The organism is candidate division WOR-3 bacterium (genome assembly GCA_016934535.1).
GTDB lineage: Bacteria > SDB-A > SDB-A > SDB-A > SDB-A > JAFGIG01.
On record JAFGSQ010000023.1, the window covers coordinates 1 to 21,307 of the forward strand.

Annotated in this window: 16 protein-coding genes; 11 read left to right on the forward strand and 5 right to left on the reverse strand. The window is 42.4% G+C overall.

Translation table 11 applies throughout. The features are described from left to right. Together JXL83_04295 and hcp are read right to left on the reverse strand one after the other, a co-directional pair. Positions 1-248: hypothetical protein (locus JXL83_04295; GenBank protein MBN2363333.1), on the reverse strand; the 248-nt coding region annotated here is incomplete at its 3' end. Between the two features lie 540 nt (positions 249-788). Beyond that, positions 789-2,420: a hydroxylamine reductase gene (gene hcp / locus JXL83_04300; GenBank protein MBN2363334.1), complete on the reverse strand. Its 1,632-nt coding sequence runs from the start codon at positions 2,418-2,420 to the stop codon at positions 789-791. A gap of 472 nt (positions 2,421-2,892) precedes the next feature. Between hcp and JXL83_04305 the strand changes: the two genes are divergently transcribed. The 3 genes from JXL83_04305 to JXL83_04315 all read left to right on the forward strand — a co-directional run bounded on the left by JXL83_04305 (position 2,893) and on the right by JXL83_04315 (position 8,472). Continuing rightward, complete coding sequence (locus tag JXL83_04305; protein ID MBN2363335.1) at positions 2,893-3,183, forward strand: hypothetical protein; 291 nt, start codon at positions 2,893-2,895, stop codon at positions 3,181-3,183. 136 nt (positions 3,184-3,319) lie between these two features. Beyond that, positions 3,320-6,430 (forward strand): PAS domain S-box protein, encoded by a 3,111-nt coding sequence (locus JXL83_04310; protein ID MBN2363336.1) that lies wholly within the window; start codon positions 3,320-3,322, stop codon positions 6,428-6,430. A gap of 20 nt (positions 6,431-6,450) precedes the next feature. Further along, entirely contained in the window at positions 6,451-8,472 is a 2,022-nt protein-coding gene (locus JXL83_04315; GenBank protein MBN2363337.1) for a urocanate hydratase, read from the forward strand. Positions 8,473-8,475: 3 nt separating this feature from the next. Here JXL83_04315 and JXL83_04320 read toward each other — a convergent pair whose 3' ends face one another. From JXL83_04320 to JXL83_04330, 3 genes are read right to left on the reverse strand one after another with little or no spacing between them, the layout of a single operon-like run. Continuing rightward, the gene (locus JXL83_04320) at positions 8,476-10,608 is read right to left on the reverse strand and encodes a glycine--tRNA ligase subunit beta (protein MBN2363338.1); all 2,133 of its coding nucleotides are present in this window, start codon (positions 10,606-10,608) and stop codon (positions 8,476-8,478) included. Beyond that, positions 10,601-11,452 carry a glycine--tRNA ligase subunit alpha gene (locus JXL83_04325; GenBank protein MBN2363339.1) on the reverse strand — a complete coding sequence of 284 codons (852 nt, stop codon included), beginning with the start codon at positions 11,450-11,452 and terminating at the stop codon, positions 10,601-10,603. Before JXL83_04325 ends, JXL83_04320 begins: the two co-directional genes overlap by 8 nt. A gap of 1 nt (position 11,453) precedes the next feature. Then, positions 11,454-11,726, reverse strand: a complete 273-nt coding sequence (locus JXL83_04330) for a cupin domain-containing protein (protein MBN2363340.1) — start codon at positions 11,724-11,726, stop codon at positions 11,454-11,456. Positions 11,727-12,164: 438 nt separating this feature from the next. On the opposite strand from JXL83_04330, the gene JXL83_04335 reads away from it, so the two are divergent. The 8 genes from JXL83_04335 to JXL83_04370 are packed head-to-tail and all read left to right on the forward strand — an operon-like array spanning position 12,165 to position 21,299. Beyond that, on the forward strand, positions 12,165-13,496 hold the full coding sequence (locus JXL83_04335) for a TldD/PmbA family protein (GenBank protein MBN2363341.1): 1,332 nt from the start codon (positions 12,165-12,167) through the stop codon (positions 13,494-13,496). A gap of 9 nt (positions 13,497-13,505) precedes the next feature. Beyond that, a complete protein-coding gene (locus JXL83_04340; protein MBN2363342.1) occupies positions 13,506-14,981 on the forward strand; it encodes a TldD/PmbA family protein in 1,476 nt (491 codons plus the stop codon). A gap of 46 nt (positions 14,982-15,027) precedes the next feature. Then, positions 15,028-16,215: a hypothetical protein gene (locus tag JXL83_04345; GenBank protein MBN2363343.1), complete on the forward strand. Its 1,188-nt coding sequence runs from the start codon at positions 15,028-15,030 to the stop codon at positions 16,213-16,215. A gap of 22 nt (positions 16,216-16,237) precedes the next feature. Further along, positions 16,238-17,326: a sn-glycerol-3-phosphate ABC transporter ATP-binding protein UgpC gene (ugpC, locus tag JXL83_04350; protein MBN2363344.1), complete on the forward strand. Its 1,089-nt coding sequence runs from the start codon at positions 16,238-16,240 to the stop codon at positions 17,324-17,326. Further along, complete coding sequence (locus JXL83_04355; GenBank protein ID MBN2363345.1) at positions 17,323-17,592, forward strand: HPr family phosphocarrier protein; 270 nt, start codon at positions 17,323-17,325, stop codon at positions 17,590-17,592. Before ugpC ends, JXL83_04355 begins: the two co-directional genes overlap by 4 nt. Then, entirely contained in the window at positions 17,589-19,343 is a 1,755-nt protein-coding gene (gene ptsP / locus JXL83_04360; protein MBN2363346.1) for a phosphoenolpyruvate--protein phosphotransferase, read from the forward strand. The genes JXL83_04355 and ptsP overlap by 4 nt, the downstream gene beginning before the upstream one ends. Next, the gene (locus JXL83_04365) at positions 19,327-20,331 is read left to right on the forward strand and encodes an SIS domain-containing protein (GenBank protein ID MBN2363347.1); all 1,005 of its coding nucleotides are present in this window, start codon (positions 19,327-19,329) and stop codon (positions 20,329-20,331) included. The genes ptsP and JXL83_04365 overlap by 17 nt, the downstream gene beginning before the upstream one ends. Then, the gene (locus JXL83_04370) at positions 20,328-21,299 is read left to right on the forward strand and encodes an NTP transferase domain-containing protein (protein MBN2363348.1); all 972 of its coding nucleotides are present in this window, start codon (positions 20,328-20,330) and stop codon (positions 21,297-21,299) included. Before JXL83_04365 ends, JXL83_04370 begins: the two co-directional genes overlap by 4 nt. The last annotated feature ends 8 nt before the right edge of the window (positions 21,300-21,307 follow it).

A 21,307-nucleotide genomic window follows, 5' to 3' on the forward strand; every position in this document is an offset into this window, starting at 1 on the left:
AGGGCGTAATATATGAAATATAAAAAGCAGAAGATTAAAAATTCTACCGTAATATTTTCTGAAGCAATCCTGAAAACCAAAGGGAAAAGGCGGTATTTCGGATCGTACTCCGGAAGGAGCATTATTTGGATGACAAACAATATGAATGAAAATATCAGAAGTGAATATCTGAGATTGTTTTTGTCTTCGGGTCTACCCCAGTATACCATGAGATGGTATATCGCCAGAGAAACATAAATTCCCAGCAAGATAAAACTGAAATATGCCGGGATTAACTCAGATGTATGGAGTGTTTTGGGAGCAGAAAATGAATTATGAATAATGCAATATACAGATATCAATTTCTATCCAGAAAAATTGTTAATAAGATATTTCGTACCACTCATTGGGTTAGACTTCAATGCTTATGATTTATAGGCAGTTTCAAATCATTAACTTTGATGATTTTTGATATGATTTTACCTGACAAACTCAAACACTGAAAAAGCTTTGAAAAAATTTACTCGCCTTTCGCTAAGCCAGATCTTTCAATTGAAAAACAGCGAGATTTATAATCATTTAATTAAAACAATCATTCTAAGGAGGGGTTACAATTTGTTATTTTTCAAACTTCGTGAAGATGAATTGTTTACAATTTATCCTTCGTGTAGGGGTAAAGCAGATCTTTAACACGCTTCGTGTTAAATATTCTTATGATTAGTGCCAGGTCTTGTCGTGTGACCTGTTCTCTCATATCCCCTTCATTGAGATTTCAGACAGTTGTTCTGAGCAATTTCTATTACTTGAGGTTATTCCAATCCGAAAATCTTCATATCCTCTTGGGCTGTCTTAATGGTCTGAACTCCGAACTTTTCCTGAACTGTCCTTAAAAGATTGGGCGTAAGCCAAGCGGGAAGGGTGGGCCCTATATGGGTGTTTTTTATTCCCAAGTACAACAGAGCGAGATGGACGATAATCGCTTTTTGTTCATACCAGGCGATGTTGAAAACAACGGGAAGTTTGTTTATGTCGTCGAGTTTTAAAGCTTCTTTCAACTTCAACGCCACAAAAGCCCAGGAATAACTGTCGTTGCACTGTCCGGCGTCCAGGACCCGCGGGATACCGCCGATATTCCCCAGGTTTAATTTGTTGTAACGGTATTTTGCGCAACCTGATGTCAAAATAACAGTGTCTTGGGGCAGTTTTTGAGCAAATTCCGTGTAATACTCGCGTGATTTCTGTCTTGCGTCGCACCCTGACATGACGACCAATTTTTTTATCGTCCCTGAGTTTATCGCCTGGATTAATTTGTCGGCGAGAGCCATCACCTGATTGTGAGCGAACCCAATCGTTATTTCTCCGTTTTCAATTTCTGTTGGAGGGTGGCAGGTTTTTGCCTTTTCAATGATCTCGGTAAAATCCTTGTGTCCGTTGGGCAATTTTTTATCAATCCGTTTCCACTCGGGCATTCCTGTGGCGCCTGTGGTGAAAACTCTGTCGTTGTATGTCGTTGTTTTCCTCGGCGGGACCAGACAATTTGTTGTGAAAAGTATTGGGCCGTTGAATGTTTCGAATTCCTCTAATTGACGATGCCATGCGTTTCCATAGTTGCCTACCAGATGTCTGTATTTCTTCAGTTTTGGATAAGCGTTGGCCGGAAGCATCTCGGAATGAGTATAGACGTCAATACCTTTTCCTTCGGTCTGTAAAAGCAATTGCTCTAAATCTTTCAAGTCGTGTCCGCTGACTAAAATTCCCGGATTTTTCCCGACGCCTATATTGACATTTGTGATTTCGGGATCTCCGAAGACGGTGGTGTTCGCCTTGTCCAACAAAGCCATTGCTCTTACGCCGTATTCGCCGGTTTTGACGAGCCAGTTGAGCGCGTTTTGCGTATCCGTTTGTTTTGTAATCATGACCAGACTCTGTTCTATGAAATCGTAGATTTCATTTTCTTCAAAGCCGAGGTGAAAGGCGTGTTCCGTGTAAGCAGCCATGCCTTTGATTCCGAACAAAACGTATTGCTTGAGTCCTCTTATGTCTTCATCAGTGTCGTAGGTCAGAATCCCCACCTCTTTAGCCTTTTCGTAGAATTCGTTTTCAGATTCCGCTGTCCATGAAGCTGAATCGTGCGTGGCGGTCGGTTTGAAGCGGGATTTTAAATTTTCGCGATATTTCAAACTTTCCTTTATAGCAAAGACGATGGATTTATCGTCGAAATTCGCGTTGGTAATTGTCATGAAAAGGCAATTGGCTATGTGTCTGCTTTCTAAGTTGGTGTCGATGCCGTTTTTTCTGGCTTCAAGCGTGACGTAGGAAAGTCCTAGACAGGCAAAAACGAGCAAATCCTGGAGGTTGGAAGTCTCTTCGGTCTTTCCGCAAACTCCTTTTACAGTGCAGCCTGTGTTTTTGGCAGTTTCCTGACATTGATTGCAAAACATATCGCGCTCCTTTTTAGGTTCAAGAATTTGCTTGGATTGAAAACAGAATTTTGACCGGCAGACAAATTCGATGAGTTTTCGGAAAAAAGTTTTGCGGTCTAAAAGGAAAAAGGTCAGCAAAAAACCAGCTAAACCAGCAGAGGCTATACCGACAGGACAACCGGGCTTTCCACAGAAAGGACATACCGAAAGTGATGAATAAATTGATGTAAATCCGAACCAGATTCCGAAAAATTTTACAATTTTACCGAATAATTGATAAATTATTACTGGTTTTTTGTAACTTTTCTCTTTGCTATTAAACTTATGCTTGGTCATGTTTCCAGCTTGAAGTTTAATATTTTCCATTTGCCATGTAAAGAGTAATTGACGGGATTACATTTTTTTAAACATTATAATTATAAGTTTTCAATATCTTGATGAAAGATATGCCCTGCGAATTTTAAAATTTACAAAATGAGAACTTATAAAAATGGATAAAATACAGAATATTGAAACTCTTATATGCGAGACTGCAATTCTTCTTGAAAAGTTCGGAGAAACTAGCTGGGCGAGCGCTATCAGATCATTTGGAGATGAAATTTTTGCTTTGAAAGGTGCAGAAAGAGGACAATCAATCAGAAAATTTTTGCGAATATTTTCTGGATCGGGTTCATTTTCGGATCTCGTTCTGACTATGAAAGGAAATACTCCGCTTGATATCAACGACCGTTTTTCTTATCTTAAGCGGGAAATACACAAATGCCTTTTAAAAATGCTTTAACCGGAGGTGTTTTTGATATAAATGGAAAGCTTAAAAGGTTCTTGGTTTGAAATTGAAAATCTATAAAATGTAAAAATCTTTGTTTTACGAAACTGATAAATCCTGTAAAATATAATTAAAAAATAGTAATATGTCTTTGAGAACCAAAACTCATCTGACGCTGACAATTTTTGCTTTGGCGTCTTTTTTATTCTTTTTTTTGCTTAACAACATATTCCCTCTTCTTTTTCTCGACTTGGTTTTTTGTCTTGTTTTTTTTTTGCTGACGAGTATCTTCATAGACCGTTATATTCTGCGGAAAATTTCAACTTTATCCAAATTCGCTGAAGACCTCACCGTTAAGCCAATTGAACAAAAGAGGCTGGATTGCAAGGGTAAAGACGAAATATCAAAACTTTGCCTAAATATAAATTTGATGCTCGACTCCATTACAAGGTCGAGTAGAGAAGAGATTCTTAATTCCGAAATGGCAAACGCGGTAATAAGAAATTCACCCATAGGGATTTCCGTCAGAGACAGCAGGGGAAAACTCCTTTTTTTCAACGAGAGATGGAAAAATTTGTGGAACATGAACGATATACAGATTGATGAAGATAGACAAGACAGGAAAGAATTGAAATTGGACTACAAGGACTCTTATTTGAGCGACTGGCTTACCGAGGTTGAAAATCTGTATAAAAACGGAGGATCTCTGTATATCCCTCAGCTTTTTGTCAAAAGGCCGAGAGGAGGCGACCCGATTTGGATATCCCACTATTTCTATTCTATCCTCGATGAAAAAGGGTACGTCGACAGAGTCGTCATAATGACTGAAGATATCACCGAGAAAAAAATCGAAGAAGACAAAAGAAAAGAAAAGGCAGTCAAGGCGAAAATATTTCAAGAAGTTTTGCTCGATCTGATAAGGATGACAAGCGAGGATTTATGGGAATACTACGCTCTTCTTCTCGAGAAAACAGCGAACGCTCTCAAGGTCTCACACTCGAGTATATGGTTTTACAACGAAGACCAGACCATGCTTGTCTGCTTTATAATGTATGACAAAACCAGAGGAAGATTTGAAAAAGGATTTTCGATAAAGACTGAAGATTGCCCCCTTTATTTTAATTACATCGAGATAAACCGGACACTCGCGGTCGAAGACGTTTATTCAGAAACATCAACCTCTGAATTAGCCGATGTATATTGCAAAAACATGAACATATACTCAATTCTCGACGCGCCTATCAGATCTGAAGGCAGTGTAATAGGGGTCATCACATTTGAAAACGCAGGAGATTACGTCGAGTGGACGGATGAAGATGAAAATTTTGTCGGTTCTGTTTCTGATATAGCTTCTTTGGCTTATGAGAGCACTGAGAAGGAGAAGACGAAAAAACTTCTTGAAGAATCTGAAAACAAATACAGAAACATCGTCGATAATTCACTTGTAGGCGTTTTCATTATGGATACAAATGGAAATTTTATTTTTGCCAACGAAGCCATGCCTCAGATCTTGGACTGTGACTCTTCCGACGAACTTTTAAAGCATAATATTTCTTCCTTCTACGTCAAACCCGAAGGCGCATCAGCGTTTTTTGAAAATATTTATAGTGTGAAAAAACTCAAAAACTGGGAAATTGATTTAAGGACAAAAAAGAGTAAATTGAAAAGAACCCTTCTGAACGTCTATTTCGACGGAAAAGCGCTGACTGGAATGATGATGGATATATCCGCCATCAAAGAGACCGAAGAAAACCTCAACTCCGAAAAAGAAAGGTTGGCTGTGACTCTGAAATCCATCGGCGACGGAGTTATCGTGACGGACATGAACGGTAAAGTAGTCCTTATGAACTCCGTGGCGGAAAAACTCACCGGGTGGAGAGAGGAAGATTCAGTTGGAAGAAATGTCGACGCAGTATTTTGCATAGTAGATAAAATGGGGGGGGAATCCATTGAAAATCCAGTGGACAGGGCTATAAAGTCAGGTGAAATAGCCAATTTAACAGAAGGCGCGGTCCTTATTTCCAAGGAAGGTCAAGAGAGAATACTCGCCGACAGCGCCGCTTTGATAAAGGACAAATCCGGAAAAATAATAGGAGTAGTGCTCGTTTTCAGGGATGTGACGGAAAAAATAAAAATCGAACAGGAACTGTCAAAAGTCGACAAACTCGAAACGGTAGGTATTCTCGCCGGAGGCATCGCTCACGATTTCAATAACATGTTGGCGGGAATATTGGCGAATATTTCGCTGGCGAAAATTGTTCCGGAAGAAAAAGCGAAAATTAAATTTCTTGAAAAAGCCGAAAAGGCAATAGACAGGGCAAGAGAACTCACTACGCAGCTTCTCGTTTTCTCAAAAGGCGGAGCGCCGGTAAAAAACGTCGTTTCGTTGAAGAGTCTGATTGAAGAGACGGCGACTTTCGCTCTGACAGGTTCAAAATCCAAATGTATTTTTCAATTTCAGAACGACCTTTTCAATGTTGAAGCTGACCCTGGACAGCTTAGCCAAGTGATAAACAACCTAGTTATAAACGCCGATCACTCTATGGCTTCAGGTGGTAAAATCATAATTGAAGCGGTTAATTCAGAAGTCGATGATTTTTCGACTCTGCCATTGGAGAAAGGCGATTACGTCAAAATTTCTGTTAAAGACGAGGGCGTTGGAATATCCCCGGAAAATTTAAACAAGATATTCGATCCTTTCTATTCGACAAAGAAAAAAGGAAGCGGTCTCGGGCTTTCGATATGCCTTACCATTGCCAAAAATCACGGGGGGCATATCACCGTATATTCCGAACAAGACAAAGGCTCCGTCTTCAACTTGTACTTACCCGCGACGCATAGCGACGAGATGGTAAACGAGAAGACTAACAATATAGTATTCGGAAAAGGGGACATTCTCGTGATGGACGACGAGATAATGATAAGAGAAATCGCTAAAGATATGCTTTCTTATCTTGGCTACAAGTGTGATGTCGCTTCCAATGGAGATCAAGCTGTCAAACTGTACGATAAAAAAGTTAAAAATGGCGAAAGGTACGACGCTGTGATTCTTGATTTGACTGTTCCAGGCGAAAAAGGCGGAAAAGACACCATAAAACTGATAAAAAATATAGACGAAAAAGCTATCGGCATAGTCTCAAGCGGTTATTCCGACGATCCTGTCCTGTCAAGGTTTTGGAATTATGGCTTTGACGGGAGAATACTTAAACCTTATAAATTAGAAGAACTCAGCGCCGTGTTGTCCGACCTTTTAAAAAAATAAAAAATACGATGGAGGCTTACATGTCCGACAAGAATTCCAAACAGAACTCAATTACCCATATTTTTGAAGAATTGCCGTCCAGGAAAAATTTCAAAACCGGTATAAGAAGAGCCCCAAAAAGAAAGATGCCGCTACAAGGGCGGGAAATTGACAGAGCTTTGATCAACGCTTTGCGTTATATACCGGAAAAGCATCACGAAGAACTCGCCCATGAATTTCTTGAAGAACTTCTGACCATGGGCAGAATCTATGGATACAGGTTCAGACCCGAAGGAGAGATTAAAGCCCGAAGCGTCGATGAATACGAGGGGATACTCGAAGCGAGGGCTCTTCAGTTAAACATCGACAACAATTTGGATTTCGACGTAGCTCTATATCCATACGAGTTGGTCACTTATGGAGAGACGGGGCAGGTTTGTCAGAACTGGATGCAGTACAATCTGATAAAAAAGTACCTCAGCTTTATGAAAGACGACCAGACTCTCGTAGTTATGTCAGGTCACCCGCTGGGGCTGTTTCCTTCAAAAAAATCGCTTCCAAGAGTCGTTTCTACAAACGGTCTTCTAGTGGGCCAGTGGGACGATGTCGAAAATTTCAACAGGGCGGCGTCACTCGGAGTTTCAAACTATGGACAGATGACCGCGGGAGGCTGGATGTATATAGGCCCCCAAGGAATAGTTCACGGAACTTACATCACCCTTCTCAACGCCGGAAGGAAGTATCTGAATATCCCGGAGGATAAGGACCTGTCGGGAATCCTTTTTTTGTCTTCAGGGCTTGGAGGCATGAGCGGCGCTCAGGCAAAAGCTGTTGAGATTGCCGGGGGTATAGGTGTAATCGCTGAAGTAGATGAGTCGAGAATCCGGACCAGACATTCACAGGGTTGGGTTAAAATCGTCACCGGCGATCTTAAAAATGTTTTTTCTGAAGTAGAGAAACACAGAAAGTCTGAAAAACCTGTTTCTATAGCTTATCACGGTAACATCGTCGATCTACTTGAATACTGCGTAAAAGAAAATATTGAAGTAGAGCTTCTTTCCGACCAGACCTCCTGCCACGCTGTCTACGAAGGCGGTTATACGCCGGTTGGACTGACATTTTCTGAAGGCAGGCAACTTCTCTCAAATAATCCTTCTGTTTTCAGAGAAAAAGTGGACGAGTCGCTAAAAAGGCATTTTTCAGCCATTAAAAAACTGACGGACAGGGGTTCGCGGTTTTGGGATTACGGCAATAGTTTTATGGCTTCCGTCTTCGAAGCCGGGCAAAAGGAGATATCGAAAAACGAAAGGGATATGACGGATGGGTTTATATGGCCCTCCTATGTCGAAGACATAATGGGACCCGTTTGTTTTGACAGAGGTTTTGGCCCTTTCAGGTGGGTGTGCCTATCTGGGGAAAATTCCGACCTCGAAAAAACCGACAAGGCCGCCATGTCTTGCCTTGACCCAAAGCTCTCTTCTCTTCACAGGGACAATTGGGTCTGGATAAGGGACGCCATGAAAAACAATCTTGTCGTAGGCAGCAGGGCGAGGATTCTCTACGCGGATGAAAAAGGCAGGATGGAGATTGCTCTTTTGTTTAATAAAATGATAAAAAACGGCGAGATAGGACCAGTGCTCCTCGGTAGAGATCACCACGATGTTTCAGGAACGGATTCTCCTTTAAGAGAGACAGCGAATATTTACGACGGAAGCAGGTACACCGCCGAAATGTCGGTACAGTCTTTTGCGGGAAACGTAGCCAGAGGCATGACCCTTGCAGTGCTTTCAAACGGAGGGGGAGTGGGCATAGGAAGGGCCAGCAACGGAGGTTTTGGACTTGTCCTCGACGGTTCGGTCGAAAAGGACGCTATAATCAGATCGGCTCTGAGTTGGGATGTGATCTGCGGTGTCGCGAGAAGGAGCTGGGCGATGAACGAGAACGCGGTGAAAACAGCTTCTCTGTGGAATGAAGAAAACGAGGGCAAGGGTGTTTTGACCCTTCCTCATCAGGCAAACGTAAGTTACATAGAAGGAATCGTCAAAAAGCAAACTGGAGGATAAAACCTAAGAAGTCCTGTCCCTTTCTTCTCCCTCTATCACGATTTTGCTCAGGTCGGCTATTCTTTTGAAAAAATTGGATATATCGGACAAGAGAGCTTTTCTGTTTATCATCTTTGATTCGTCTTCAACGTTGACCATCACGTTGTCGAAAAAATTGTCTATCGGTTTTTTTAAATCGAGAAGCCTGTCCATTGCCGATGTGTAATTTTTTACGCCGAGAAACTTTTCTACTTCCGGTTTTATCTTTTTGAATGAGTGCAAGAGCTCTCTTTCGTAATCTGATTCGAAAATCCCTTCGTCCACGGAGGCTTTAAAATTGAAATCTTCGAGTATTCTCTCTGTTCTTTTCGAGGCGATTACGAGGTCTATGAAGTTCTTCTGTTCCCTATACTCCGATAGAGCTGAGGATATTTCAAAAGCCTTCAAGGGGTCGTTTCCAGAGACTGCTATTGCCGCGTCAGCGATGTCGTACCTTATTCCTCGGTCTCTCAGTGCTCTCTCTATACGCGATGAAAAATATTCGCAGACCTTTTTGAAAGTATCTTCCGTATTTTCCGCCAGCCCCTGATTCGCGTAAAGACCGAGATTTCTCTTCAGTAAACCTTCAAAGTCTATATGCCAGCTTCTGTCCAAGGAGATTTGAATTATCAAATTCGCGGATTTTCTCAAACCGTAGGGATCAGCTGAACCCTTCGGTATTCCAAGGATTGAAATAAAACCGCAGAGATGATCCATCTTGTCAGCCATGCCAAGTATTTGTGATTCGTCCGAAAAAACAGGATCTGAAATTTCGAGAAGATGGTTTCTGATTATTTCAGCCGTTTTTTCAGATTCACCGGATTTTAGAGCGTAATAACTCCCGATCACACCCTGAAGGGAAGTGAATTCCTTTCCGTCTCTTATCATAGCAGTCGCCATGTCGCATTTGCAGAGTTCAGAAGCTCTTTTAAGGGCTTCGATGTCTATTTCAGACCGGCAGAAGTCTTTTATCAGTAGGACAAGTTCTTTCAGCCTTTCTGTCTTCTGCTGTAAAGTTCCCAACCCTCTCATGTAAGTCATCTCCGAGAGTTTTTCGGAAAAGGAGGTAAAGGGTTTTTTCGTATCGTCGGCGAAATAAAAATAAGCGTCTTCAAGCCTTGAGCCCACAATTGTCTCGTTGCCTTTGACAGCGTTTTCACAAGCTCTTTCCGATATACCGTCGGCTACATACAAGAAGTAGAGCATAAGAGAACCGTCTTTCCCGGCAATTGAAAAATCCCTTTGATGGCTTTTTAGAGCGGTGATGATAATCTCCGAAGGCAAAGTCATGTATTCTTCCGGCAGTCTGCCTTCGACTAGAACCGGGTACTCGACGAGATCGGCGACTTCCTCGATCAGGTCTTCATCTCTTATCAATTTTCCGCCTAATTGCATGGATTTGTTTTCAAGCAGTTCTATGAGTGTTTTCTTTCTCTCTTCGTGGTCGGCGATAATTTTTTTCTCTCTCAGCGCTTCCTTGTAGTCGCGTGGATTGACTTTTGCGAAATCGTCTCTTCTTGTGTGAGATATTACTGTTGTTTTGGCTGATTTCACTCCGGCAATTTCGACTGGTATCAAATCTTCACCGAATATGAACAATATGTTTCTGAGCGGCCTGGGGAAGCGAAAACCGGACGCTTCCCATTTCATCGTCTTTGGGAATTTGATTGTTCTGAGAGCTTCGGGGAGCCAAGACGAAAGGATGCTTTCTGTTTTTTCTCCTTCCTGAAACTTCTTGAGAAACAAAAATATTCCCTTTTCGCCGGAATCTACGAAAAGTTCAGTCGCTTTCGCGCCGTTTTTTTTGAGAAATCCTTCAAGGGCTTTTGTCGGTTTGCCGTTTTTCAATGTCTTTTCATGGCAGTCAAGTTGTTTCTCGAACGCTACCGCGACGGAAGGTCCTTTTATTAAAATTTCGCTGTCAGGTTTTTTAACAGCGAGTTCCCTGACTATTAAAGCGAGTCGTCTCGGAGTGTACATAACAGAAATTTCAGAAAACGCGAGGTTGTTTTTTTTGAGAAAACATTCGGTTTTTGTCTTGAATTCATCGGAAAAAAATCTTAGGTAAGACGCTGGGAAATCCTCAAAATATAATTCGAGCAAGAGGTCTTTATTCATTTTCTTTCTCAGTTTCGACGTATATTTTCGCCGCGTTTCTCGAGATTTTTCTTATCCTTGCTATGTAAGCAGCTCTTTCGTCGGGGCTTATAACGCCTCTCGCGTCGAGCAGGTTGAAAAGGTGGGAACATTTTATGGCGTAGTCATAGGCGGGAAAAACAAGATTCTCCTCTAAAAGCCTGAATGATTCTTTTTCGTATATTTCAAAAATATCGCGAAGAAGTTTTGTGTCAGCTCTGTCAAAATTGAATTTGCACCACTCACTCTCTGATCTGCCGTAGATATCTTCCCACTTCAAATCTTCTGAAAGAGATAATTCCTGAACCCTGTTTTTTTTCTGTGAGAACAGTGCGATTCTCTCCATGCCGTATGTCAACTCGGCGGACACAACGTCAAGTTCAAGACCTCCCATTTGTTGAAAGTAAGTGAACTGGCTGATTTCCATGCCGTCAAGCCAGACCTCCCAACCCAATCCCTGAGCGCCGAGGGTCGGGGACTCCCAATCGTCTTCGACAAATCTGATATCGTGTTCATCTGTCTTTATACCGATACTCCTCAAGCTCTCTATATAGAGAAACCTGACGTCCTGAGGAGCCGGTTTAAGCAGGACCTGAAACTGTGTGAACTGTTGAAACCTCAGGGGATTTTCGTTGTATCTACCGTCTTTCGGTCTTTTCGATATTTCAAGGTATGCGATTTTTATGGGTTTTTTACCGAGAGAGAACAGGAAAGTGAAAGGGTTGAATGTCCCCGCTCCGACTTCACTAGAATAGGGGTGAGCGATGTAACAACCCTTTGATGCCCAAAAGTCTGCCAGGGATTTTATCATTGAGTCGAAATTCATTTTATCCGAGTTTGTATAGTTTACGGACCGGTCTTTCTACAGCCCATGTGCACTTAAGGCCTTTGGGGAATGTAACGACGTCTCCTTCTTCAATTTCGACTTCCTGGTTGTCTCCGTATTGGATTTTTACTTTTCCCTCGATAAAAATGCAGGTCTCGTCTTCATCGTATTCCCAATCGAAAGTTTCAATACCGCAAGACCACTGAGGCCAGTTTTCTGCGTTCAGATTATTTATGCTCTGATCGCCGGCTTTTTTGAGTATTTTTATATCCATGATTTCCTCCTGAGAAAAAAAAGAATATATTTTTGCGGTATGTCTTGTCAACGTAATTGTAAAGGTTTTGGTCGAGGGAGAGAAGATGCATAGAGGATTTTTAACAGCCAAGTGCAGGATTCTTCAATATGTATGTACTAAAATTATGTCAAAAAAAACTCGTCTCTGAAAAGAAAAAAATCAGCCCTGCAGCAGTATGGTGCAATTTTCAACGATGTTATTTAGAAACCAGTTATGTGCCAAGTATTGTTATGAAACAGATGATTTTTTTGGTATAATGTTTCTCAAGTTCAGCGCTCATCAAGAATTGTTTTCAAGAAGGAATAGTTTTGTATTTTTATCTGGAGATTTTTGTCCATTGCGCATTGAAGCCGTTTGGTTTTATCCTTATCCGGAACAAAGAAATGATCTGGATTTCCGATAAATGAAGGAGGGAAGATGATAGATAAGCAGAAGATCAAGGATTTTCTGGCAAAATCTGCCGGAGTAGAAACAGAAATAATAATTTATTCGGAGAATAATGCTTCGACTAGGTTCTCTAACAACTCGATAACCCAGAATGTGAAAAACGAGAGTATCTATTTCAAGCTCAGGGTTTTGGAGGGGAAAAAGACGTCAGCTGTTTCATCCGACGATTTATCGGTTGAAAATCTCGAAAAAATGAGAAAAAAAGCCCTGGAGATAAATAAATTCGCCAAAGACGACAGCGACCTTTTACCTTTGCTGGACAAAGACGACGAATTGACAGTCGATTCCGCTTACGATAAAAAAACAGCGGAGATGGAGCCTTCAATGAGGACCGAAATCGTTAATAGATGTGTGAGCGAAGCCGGGAAAAAAGGTATGCAAGCGGCTGGCTTTTTGAGAAATGGCAGCTCGGGGCTTGTAATAGCGACCAATAAAGGGATGTGGCGTGAGAACAGACGCAGTCATTTTTCACTTTCACTTTCGGTTATGAACGAAGAAGGCTCCGGATGGGCGAGTTTTTCATCTTCGAAATTCGACCAGAAAGCTGTGGAAGAAGTTGTAAAAAAAGCCGTTGAAAAAGCCGACGCCAGCAGAAATTTACAGACACTTCCCCCCGGTCCATACACTGTTATTCTCGAACCGGCTGCGGTCGCTGATCTTATAGCTTTTCTAGGTTTTGGAGGATTAGGAGGCCTTTCTTTTGTCGAAAACAGATCCTTCATGAGCGGGAAATTGGGAAAGAAAATAATGGATGAAAAAATCACAATCACGGACGACGTCAACGATGATCTCTTCAAGGCTTGCCCTTTTGATTTTGAAGGACTGGAGACAAAAAAAGTTGTTTTGATAGAAAACGGAGTGGCAAAAGCCGTTGTTCATGACAGAAAAACCGCCGCTATAGCCCTGACAGAATCTACAGGGCATTCTCTACCTCAGCCAAACAGCCATGGTCCTTTTCCCAGAGCTCTCAAAGTTTCGAAAGGCAGCTCGAAAATCGAAGAAATGATAAAATCAACAGAAAAGGGAATACTTGTGACAAGATTCCACTACACCAATATGCTCGACCCTATGAGAGTAACCGTTACGGGCATGACCAGAGACGGTCTGTTCCTAATCGAGAAAGGTAAAACGACAAAAGCGCTTAAAAATTTCAGGTTCACCGAAAGCATCTTGGAAGCCTTTTCTCGCGTCGTCATGGTCGGAGACAGCCATAAATTGACACAGGGCTTTTTTGGAGGCGGCTTTGTCACTCCGGCGCTTAAAATTGAAAACTTCCACTTTTCCAGCAACACGGACTTTTAGGGAGGAAAGATGAAAGAACTCGCTTACAGAGCCATCGAAAGGGCTAAAAAAGAAGGCGCTGAATACGCTGACATAAGAATAATTCAGGATGAATCCGAAATGCTCGAGACGAGAAACGGAAAACCGAGCAGGATTGATTATAATGAGAGCGAAGGTTTTGGAATAAGGGTGCTTTACGACGGATCTTGGGGCTTTGCCTCTTCGTCCGGAACTAAACCCGAACAGGTAGATAAAATTGCCTCTCTTGCCGTAGAGATAGCCAAAAATTCATCAAAAGTCAGACAGAGAAAAGTGAAACTCGCCAAGGAGAAGGTCTGGGATGAATTTTGGATGACGCCTTACGTCATAGACCCGTTCAAAGTTCCGGTTTCAGAAAAGCTGGACCTTTTGATGGCGATAGATTCAATCCTGAGAAAAAAACCGGAAATAAAAGTCGCTATATGCATGATGGAATTCTGGAGAGAGCACCAATGGCTGGCGACTTCTGAGGGAAGTTTTATCGAACAGATATATTTAAGGTCTGGCACCGGATATCAAGCTGTAGCGGTGGGCGACCACGAGATGCAGGTCAGAACCTTTCCGAACACCCACAGGGGGCAGTACCTTTCCACGGGGTACGAACTCGTAGGTTCGCTCGAATTGATCGAAAACGCCGACAGGGTTAGAGATGAAGCTATAGCGCTTTTATCTGCTGAAAACTGCCCTACGGCGAGAAAAGATATAATATTGACTGGAACTCAGATGGTCCTTCAGATACACGAATCAGTGGGCCATGCGACGGAATTGGACAGAGTACTCGGATATGAAGCGAACTACGCGGGCAGATCTTTCGCGACAATGGAAAAGGTTGGAAAACTCAGGTACGGCTCTGAAAAGGTAAACCTCGTCGCTGACAACACACTACCAGGAGGACTTTCCACCGCGAGGTTCGACGACGACGCCGTCCCCGCGAAAAGATGGCATATAGTAAAAAACGGTGTTTTTTCAGGATATATGACGAATCGTGAAATAGCTTTCGAAACAGATCAACCCGAGAGCATGGGCTGTAACAGAGCACAGGGATATTCCAACATTCCCATTATAAGAATCGCGAATCTCAGCCTCATGCCCGACAGAGGATCTCTTGAAGATATAATTTCAGATACCGAAGACGGCATACTTATGGACACCAATAAAAGCTGGTCGATAGATCAGATGCGGATGAATTTCCAATTCGGGGTTGAAGCCGCTTGGGAGATAAAAAAGGGGAAGAAAACCAAACTTCTGAAAAACGCCAACTACCAGAGTTCGACAGTCGAGTTTTGGAATTCTTGCGACCGTATAGCTGGTCCCGAAGAATGGAAACTATGGGGTGTCAGAAATTGCGGAAAAGGTCAACCCGGACAGAGCGCGGAAATGTCTCACGGCTCTTCACCCGCAAGATTCAGAAATATACAAATAGGCGTAGGCAACGATTTTCTTGAGAAAAATTCCGATTTAATATAATATACATTGAAAGAAATTAATCATAAAAATAAATAAGGAGGAGAGGGTGATTAAATTGAATTTCAATTACAAGGATATCTTTCGCGCCGGAAGGCTTGGTTTCAGCTTCAAGAAAATGAGCGCTGGTATGATAGGACTTGTAATTTTGACTGTAGTCTACAACGTTTTTACTTATGTTTCCATGAGCATAGCCGGGGTGCCTTTCGACAGGATTTGGACTTTTCAGAGGCTGGCGCCGATACCTTTCGGAATGTCTATGCCATGGTATTCCTGGATTATATGGGCGGTCGGAGCACTTTTGTCCTGGTTCATAATGGCGTTGACGATTTCAGCAGTTTCCAAAATCACCTTTGAACAACTCAGAGGCGATGAATTTTACGAAGTGGGTAAAGCCTATAAAGATTCCCTGAAACTCTGGAAGAGCTCTTTCCTTTCGCCAATAATTCTGGCCGTGTTCATAGCGTTTCTTTTCGCGGTGGGAGTTCTTTTTGGTCTGATGGGGAAAATTCCCGTAGCCGGTCCTTGGATTGTAGGTTTACTATCAGTTTTTCTTTTCCTTGGAGCTTTCTTTATCGTGTATCTTATACTGGTTTGGGTTGTCTCCCTTCTGACTTCTCCGACGATATCGGTCGTGACAAACGGCGACAGTTTTGACACTCTTTTTGAGGTTTTCAGCGTTGCCAATGAACAGACGTGGAGATTCGTGGTGTGGCAATTTTTAAACGGCGCCATTATGACTACGGGAGTTCTGATATATTCTTTCGCCATAAAATTCACCCTGACTTTGTTGAAGTTAGCTATGGATATTCCAAATGGCCAAGTCTGGTGGAACCAGGTGTGGAACGTGGCGAGAAGCACCCTGCCTTCTCTTCCTCCAATGATACCCTCCCATTTGTACAATATTTTTGCCAAAATGTTTCCAGGATCGGTGCAGGTATGGCCAATGAATAGTTTGGTCGGCATCGGACCGATGGTAGGAGGAATAATCCTAGCCGTTCTGCTATACCTCGTCATGCTCTCTATTCTTTCTCTGAAACTTTCGATTTTCAGCGTTGGACAAACCCTTATCTATGTAGTGCTCGTAAAAATTAAGGACGACAGAAATCTTCTTGAGACAAAAAAGAAATGGTCTATAGACGACGAAGACGAAGATTTGGATGAAGAAGAAAAAGAAGAGGAGAAAGAGGAAGATAAAAAAGAAAAGGAGACTGTTGAGGGAGAAGCAGAAAAATGATTTGAGGCTTATCTCTTGAAAAATGTCTTATCTTTCACTGAAGAATGTAAGTAAGGTTTTTTCAAAAACCAGGGCATTAGAACCTGTTGACCTCGAAGCGGAAAAAGGCGAACTGCTCGTAATTGTAGGGCCTTCCGGTTGCGGTAAATCTACTTTGTTGAGAATAGTCGCCGGACTCGAAACTCCGAGTTCCGGCGAGATTTTTCTGGAGGGGAAAAAAATAAACGACAGGGAGCCGTCCGAGAGGGATATCGCTATGGTGTTCCAGAATTACGCCTTGTATCCTCACATGAAGGTTAAGGACAATCTTTCTTTTGCCCTGAAGATGAGAAAATTTTCAAAAAAAGAAATTTCCGAGAGGGTGTCGGAAGCCTCGGGGTTGCTCGAAATTGGAGATTTACTTGACAGATATCCAAAAGAAATTTCGGGCGGAGAAAGACAAAGAGTGGCTCTTGGAAGAGCTATAGTGAGGCATCCGAAGCTTTTCCTTTTTGACGAACCCCTGTCAAATTTAGACGCGAAATTGAGAGTTCAGATGAGAAGCGAAATCACCAAACTCCACATGAGAATTGGGGTGACGATGTTGTATGTCACACACGATCAGACAGAAGCGATGACCATGGGAGACAGAATCGCGGTTATGAAATCCGACAAAAAAAACGGTTTGGGCGGGAAAATTTATCAGACTGGGGTTCCAATGGACTTGTATGAAAAGCCCGAGAATAAATTCGTCGCTGAATTCATAGGTACACCTTCGATGAATTTCATAGAAAACATAGTTGTTGAAGACGGAATTGTGCGCGTCAAAAATTTGCAAGATTTACTCAAAAACTTTCAACCTGACGCAGATTACGCGGACATGGTGCTCGGAATAAGACCTGAGAAACTGAAAGTGTTCGAGGATCAAACCCACGGTGAAAGGATGAGTGTTGAACTCGTCGAGAGAATGGGGGCGGAAACGCTTGTTTATCTTGTCAAAGACGGATTAAAACTTGTTTCAAAAATTTTTAAACCTTTGAAAATAAAAAGCGGAGATTTAGTTGGAGTCGAAATCAGCTCGGAAGACGCGATGTTTTTCGACAGGAGGGACGGCGGCATAGTTTCTCGATGAGAAAAGTTTTAAAAATCGTCAACAAACTCGGGATTCACGCCAGACCTGCCGCTGTTTTGGTAAAAATAGCGAATGCTTATGACTGCGATGTATTTTTCGAAAAGGACGGAATGAGGGTCAACGGGAAGAGCGTTCTCGACCTGATGATTCTTGCCGCTCCAAAAGGGACAGAGATATCAGTTGAAACGGTTGGAGAAGGGGAAAAGGAGTGCATGGGTGAAATTGAAGAAATTTTCGCGAGAGGTTTTGACGAAGAAATAGAATGACACAGAAAAAGGAAAAAATCTTAAAAGGAATACCAGTCAGCGCCGGTGTAGCTATAGGCAAGTCTAACGTCTATAAAATACTTAAAAAGCGCGAGGAGTTCGTGTCCCGCCCTAGAATTGAATCCGATCAAGTAGGAACAGAAATCGGAAAACTGCTGCGCTCGGTATCGCAGGCTAAGGCGACATTGAACCATCACAGATCTCGATTGACAGGCAGGACGAGTAATTACCACCTCGGAATATTCGAGTTTCAGTCATTTCTTCTTGAAGACGAATCATATATTGGAGCGATCAAAAAACTTATTGAGGAAAAACAGATTACCGCCGGTGAAGCTATTTGGACTGTTACAGATGAATTGGCCAAAAAATTAAAACAGACATTCGAAGATATCAAAGACGTTGGCAATTTGATTTTTTCAGGTCTTTCAGATTCGGAAAATTTCCATCTATCGATAGCCAATCCTGATGAACCGTTTATTTTCATCTGCGATATACTGGCGCCTTCCATGATAATTTACCTTTTTGAAAGCAAGGTATCCGGAATTATCACGGAATTCGGAGGAAAGACTTCTCACGCAGTGATATTGTCCGAAAGCCTCGGTGTACCGGTTATAGTCAACGCAAAAAAAATTACTGAAACAGCCAAAAACGACGATGTTGTGGGAATGGAGGGGGGATGCGGCAAAATTGTCTTGAACCCCTCCGAGTTCAGAATAAAGGCATACAAAAGACTTCAGGTATGGAACGGAAAATACAAGACGATAATATTGAAAAAAGCGAAAAATAAAGCCGAGACCAAAGACAGCTTTAAAGTCAAAGTAATGGCGAATATTGAAATTGTCTCTGAGATTACCCAAGCTGTTGAACAGGGAGCTGAAGGAATAGGCCTTTACAGAACGGAGTTTATCTTTCTGGATAACCCGCATTATTTACCGACTCACAGGGAGCAGTTTAAAATATACAAAGAGGTTATTTCGATGATGAACGGCTTGCCGGTAATTTTCAGAATCGCGGATTTGGGGTCGGATAAAATACCGTTTTATCTCGAGAGCCACCGGAAAATATGGAGGGAAGAAATGAATCCCGCTCTCGGTTACAGAGGAATTAGACTAATGCACGAAAATTACAAAGAATTAATACTTCCCCAATTAAAAGCTCTTTTGAGAGCTTCGGCATACGGACCGGTGAAAATTATGCTTCCCATGGTCTCCCTTGTGAATGAGGTAAAAGAGTTTATCGAGAAAACAGATGAGGCTATGGATGAACTTGGGAATGAAGCTCCTTCAAAGAAACCTCAGCTTGGCATCATGCTTGAAACTCCTGTATCGATATTGATGATGGAAAAATTTCTGCCTTATGTTGATTTTTTTTCGATCGGAACGAACGATCTCACGCAGTACACTCTCGCTGTGGACAGAGACAACCCTCAAGTCGGGTATATCTGGGATCATATGCACCCGGGAGTTCTTCAGCTTGTGAAGAGGGCAATCGACATTGCCAACAAAGCAAAAAAAGAGATCAGCATTTGCGGAGAATCCGCGGGAGATCCTTTTGCGGCGGCTGTTTTTGTAGGTTTCGGGCTTAAAAATTTAAGCGTTTCGGCTTTAAAAGTAGCAGTCACAAAACACTATATCAGACAATGGACAAAGAAAGAACTCGATGAGATAGCTTCGGAGGTTCTGGCAATGGATTCGTCTGAAGATGTCAAACAATACGTTAAAAGGACGGTGAAGGTTGGCTTATCAGGGTAATAAGATTATGTGGGACTGGATCAACGCTTGGCCCGTGGACTTAAAAAAGGGGTATTTTAAAACCGGCGAATTAGAGTTAACCGGCATTGGTTCAGTCATTTTTTGGGGTATGGGCGGATCCGGGATGGTTGGGAAAATAATGGCTGATATGTCTTCTGAAATGGGTTCCAAGCCAGTGTTCTCCTCAGGGGGGTACTCGTTGCCTAATTGGATTTCAGAAGACGACCTTTTTATACCCGTGAGTTATTCAGGAAACACAGAGGAAACGCTTGAGTCGTTTGACAAGGCTGTTTTAAAAAGGGTTAGGTTGATCAGCATGTCGTCGGGAGGAAAACTCGCTCAAAGAGCTGGTGCAAACAATTTTATAAACCTTCCGCTTCAGGAGGGAAGAGCGCCGAGAGCCGATTTGCCCGAGATGCTGGGAATATCCCTGAGTATCTGTGAAAAAGCCGGTGTTTTTTATTCGATGGCGGATAAGCTTGAAAGGGCTGTCTCCAGTGCGGTTTCTGTTCTTGAAGAGAGAAAAAGAGAGATTAAAGAATTGGCCCAAAAAACCTTTGGTTCCAACTTATACATTATCGCCCCGGAAAAGATGAAAAGCGTCTCCTACAGGTGGGTATGCCAGATAAACGAAAATTCAAAAAAAAGAGCGCAAGGGTTATGGCTACCGGAGATGAATCATAATTTTGTCGTCGGCGGGGTGCCCGAGAATTCAGTTTTCATTTATCTCGTCCAGAAAATATCGGATGATGAAAAAAATCAAAAGAGGCGTCAAGGAACTTCAGCCCTTATGAAAGAAATGGCTGAAAATTTTACCTTTTTCGAGATCGAGCTCGCAGGGGAGGATTATTTTTCCTCCTACGTGGAATCTCTTGTCTGTGGCGACCTCTACAGCTATTTTTTGGCTGAGTTTTTGGATGTTGATCCTTTGCCCATTTCCGCTATCGACAAGCTGAAATCATTTATGATCTCCGGGGCACAAAGATGAGGGTTTTGATTCCGGCCGCTGGAGTCGGAAAGAGGCTTCAACCCCACACTTTCACGTTGCCCAAAGTGCTGTTGAGGTTAGCGGGAAAACCGATGATCGCGCATATTATGGATATCGCGGAAAAGATCGAACCGGAAGAGGTCGTCATCGTAGTCGGATACAAGAGTGAAATCATAAAAAAATATCTTTCCAGGTATGAGAAAAGATTCAAGCTTCTTTTTGTAGATCAACAAGAAATGCTGGGGCTCGGTCACGCTGTTTACATAACAGGAGACAGCGACAAGGACACTTTGATAATCCTTGGCGACACCATATTCAGATTCGACCTCAAACAGGTTGTAAAATCTGCAGGAAATTCAATCGGTGTGGCTCAGGTCCAGGATCCTAGACGTTTCGGGGTCGTGGAATTAAATGAAGACAAAACCGTGAAAAGACTGGTCGAAAAGCCGGCGAATCCCACTTCAAATTTGGCAATAGTGGGATTATACAGGATTAGAGATTTCCACGATCTGTACAATTCCTTGCGTCATTTGATCGAAAGCGGAAAAAAAACATCGGGAGAAATTCAGCTTACTGACGCGCTTGAAAAAATGGTCGAAGATGGTAAAAGAATAGGCGTTTTCGGTATCGATCAGTGGCTTGACTGCGGAAAACCGGAGACCCTGCTTTCGACTCAAGCTTTTTTACTCGGTGAAAACACCCAAAGGCATTCAATCCCTACAAGCTCGGTCTTGGAGCCAGTTTTTATCTCCAAAGGGGCGGTGATACAAAACTCGGTTATTGGCCCAAACGTCGATGTGGGGGAAAATTGCGTGATAAAAAACTGTGTAATCAGAGACGCGATCATAGGCATGAATTCTGTAATCTCCGACTCGCTTCTCGAAAGATCTATTGTAGGCGACAACAGTAGAATAGAAGGTCATTTCAAAAAAATCCAGATTTGCAAAAATTCTGAAGTCATATTTTAAAGAGAGGA

What these genes read in the sequence shown, in the direction of transcription:
- hcp (MBN2363334.1), bottom strand. Translation starts at nt 2,420, where the DNA reads ATGTTTTGCAATCAATGTCAGGAAACTGCCAAAAACACAGGCTGCACT.
- JXL83_04305 (MBN2363335.1), top strand. Translation starts at nt 2,893, where the DNA reads ATGGATAAAATACAGAATATTGAAACTCTTATATGCGAGACTGCAATT.
- JXL83_04315 (MBN2363337.1), top strand. Translation starts at nt 6,451, where the DNA reads ATGTCCGACAAGAATTCCAAACAGAACTCAATTACCCATATTTTTGAA.
- JXL83_04320 (MBN2363338.1), bottom strand. Translation starts at nt 10,608, where the DNA reads ATGAATAAAGACCTCTTGCTCGAATTATATTTTGAGGATTTCCCAGCG.
- JXL83_04325 (MBN2363339.1), bottom strand. Translation starts at nt 11,452, where the DNA reads ATGAATTTCGACTCAATGATAAAATCCCTGGCAGACTTTTGGGCATCA.
- JXL83_04330 (MBN2363340.1), bottom strand. Translation starts at nt 11,726, where the DNA reads ATGGATATAAAAATACTCAAAAAAGCCGGCGATCAGAGCATAAATAAT.
- JXL83_04335 (MBN2363341.1), top strand. Translation starts at nt 12,165, where the DNA reads ATGATAGATAAGCAGAAGATCAAGGATTTTCTGGCAAAATCTGCCGGA.
- JXL83_04340 (MBN2363342.1), top strand. Translation starts at nt 13,506, where the DNA reads ATGAAAGAACTCGCTTACAGAGCCATCGAAAGGGCTAAAAAAGAAGGC.
- ugpC (MBN2363344.1), top strand. Translation starts at nt 16,238, where the DNA reads ATGTCTTATCTTTCACTGAAGAATGTAAGTAAGGTTTTTTCAAAAACC.
- JXL83_04355 (MBN2363345.1), top strand. Translation starts at nt 17,323, where the DNA reads ATGAGAAAAGTTTTAAAAATCGTCAACAAACTCGGGATTCACGCCAGA.
- ptsP (MBN2363346.1), top strand. Translation starts at nt 17,589, where the DNA reads ATGACACAGAAAAAGGAAAAAATCTTAAAAGGAATACCAGTCAGCGCC.
- JXL83_04370 (MBN2363348.1), top strand. Translation starts at nt 20,328, where the DNA reads ATGAGGGTTTTGATTCCGGCCGCTGGAGTCGGAAAGAGGCTTCAACCC.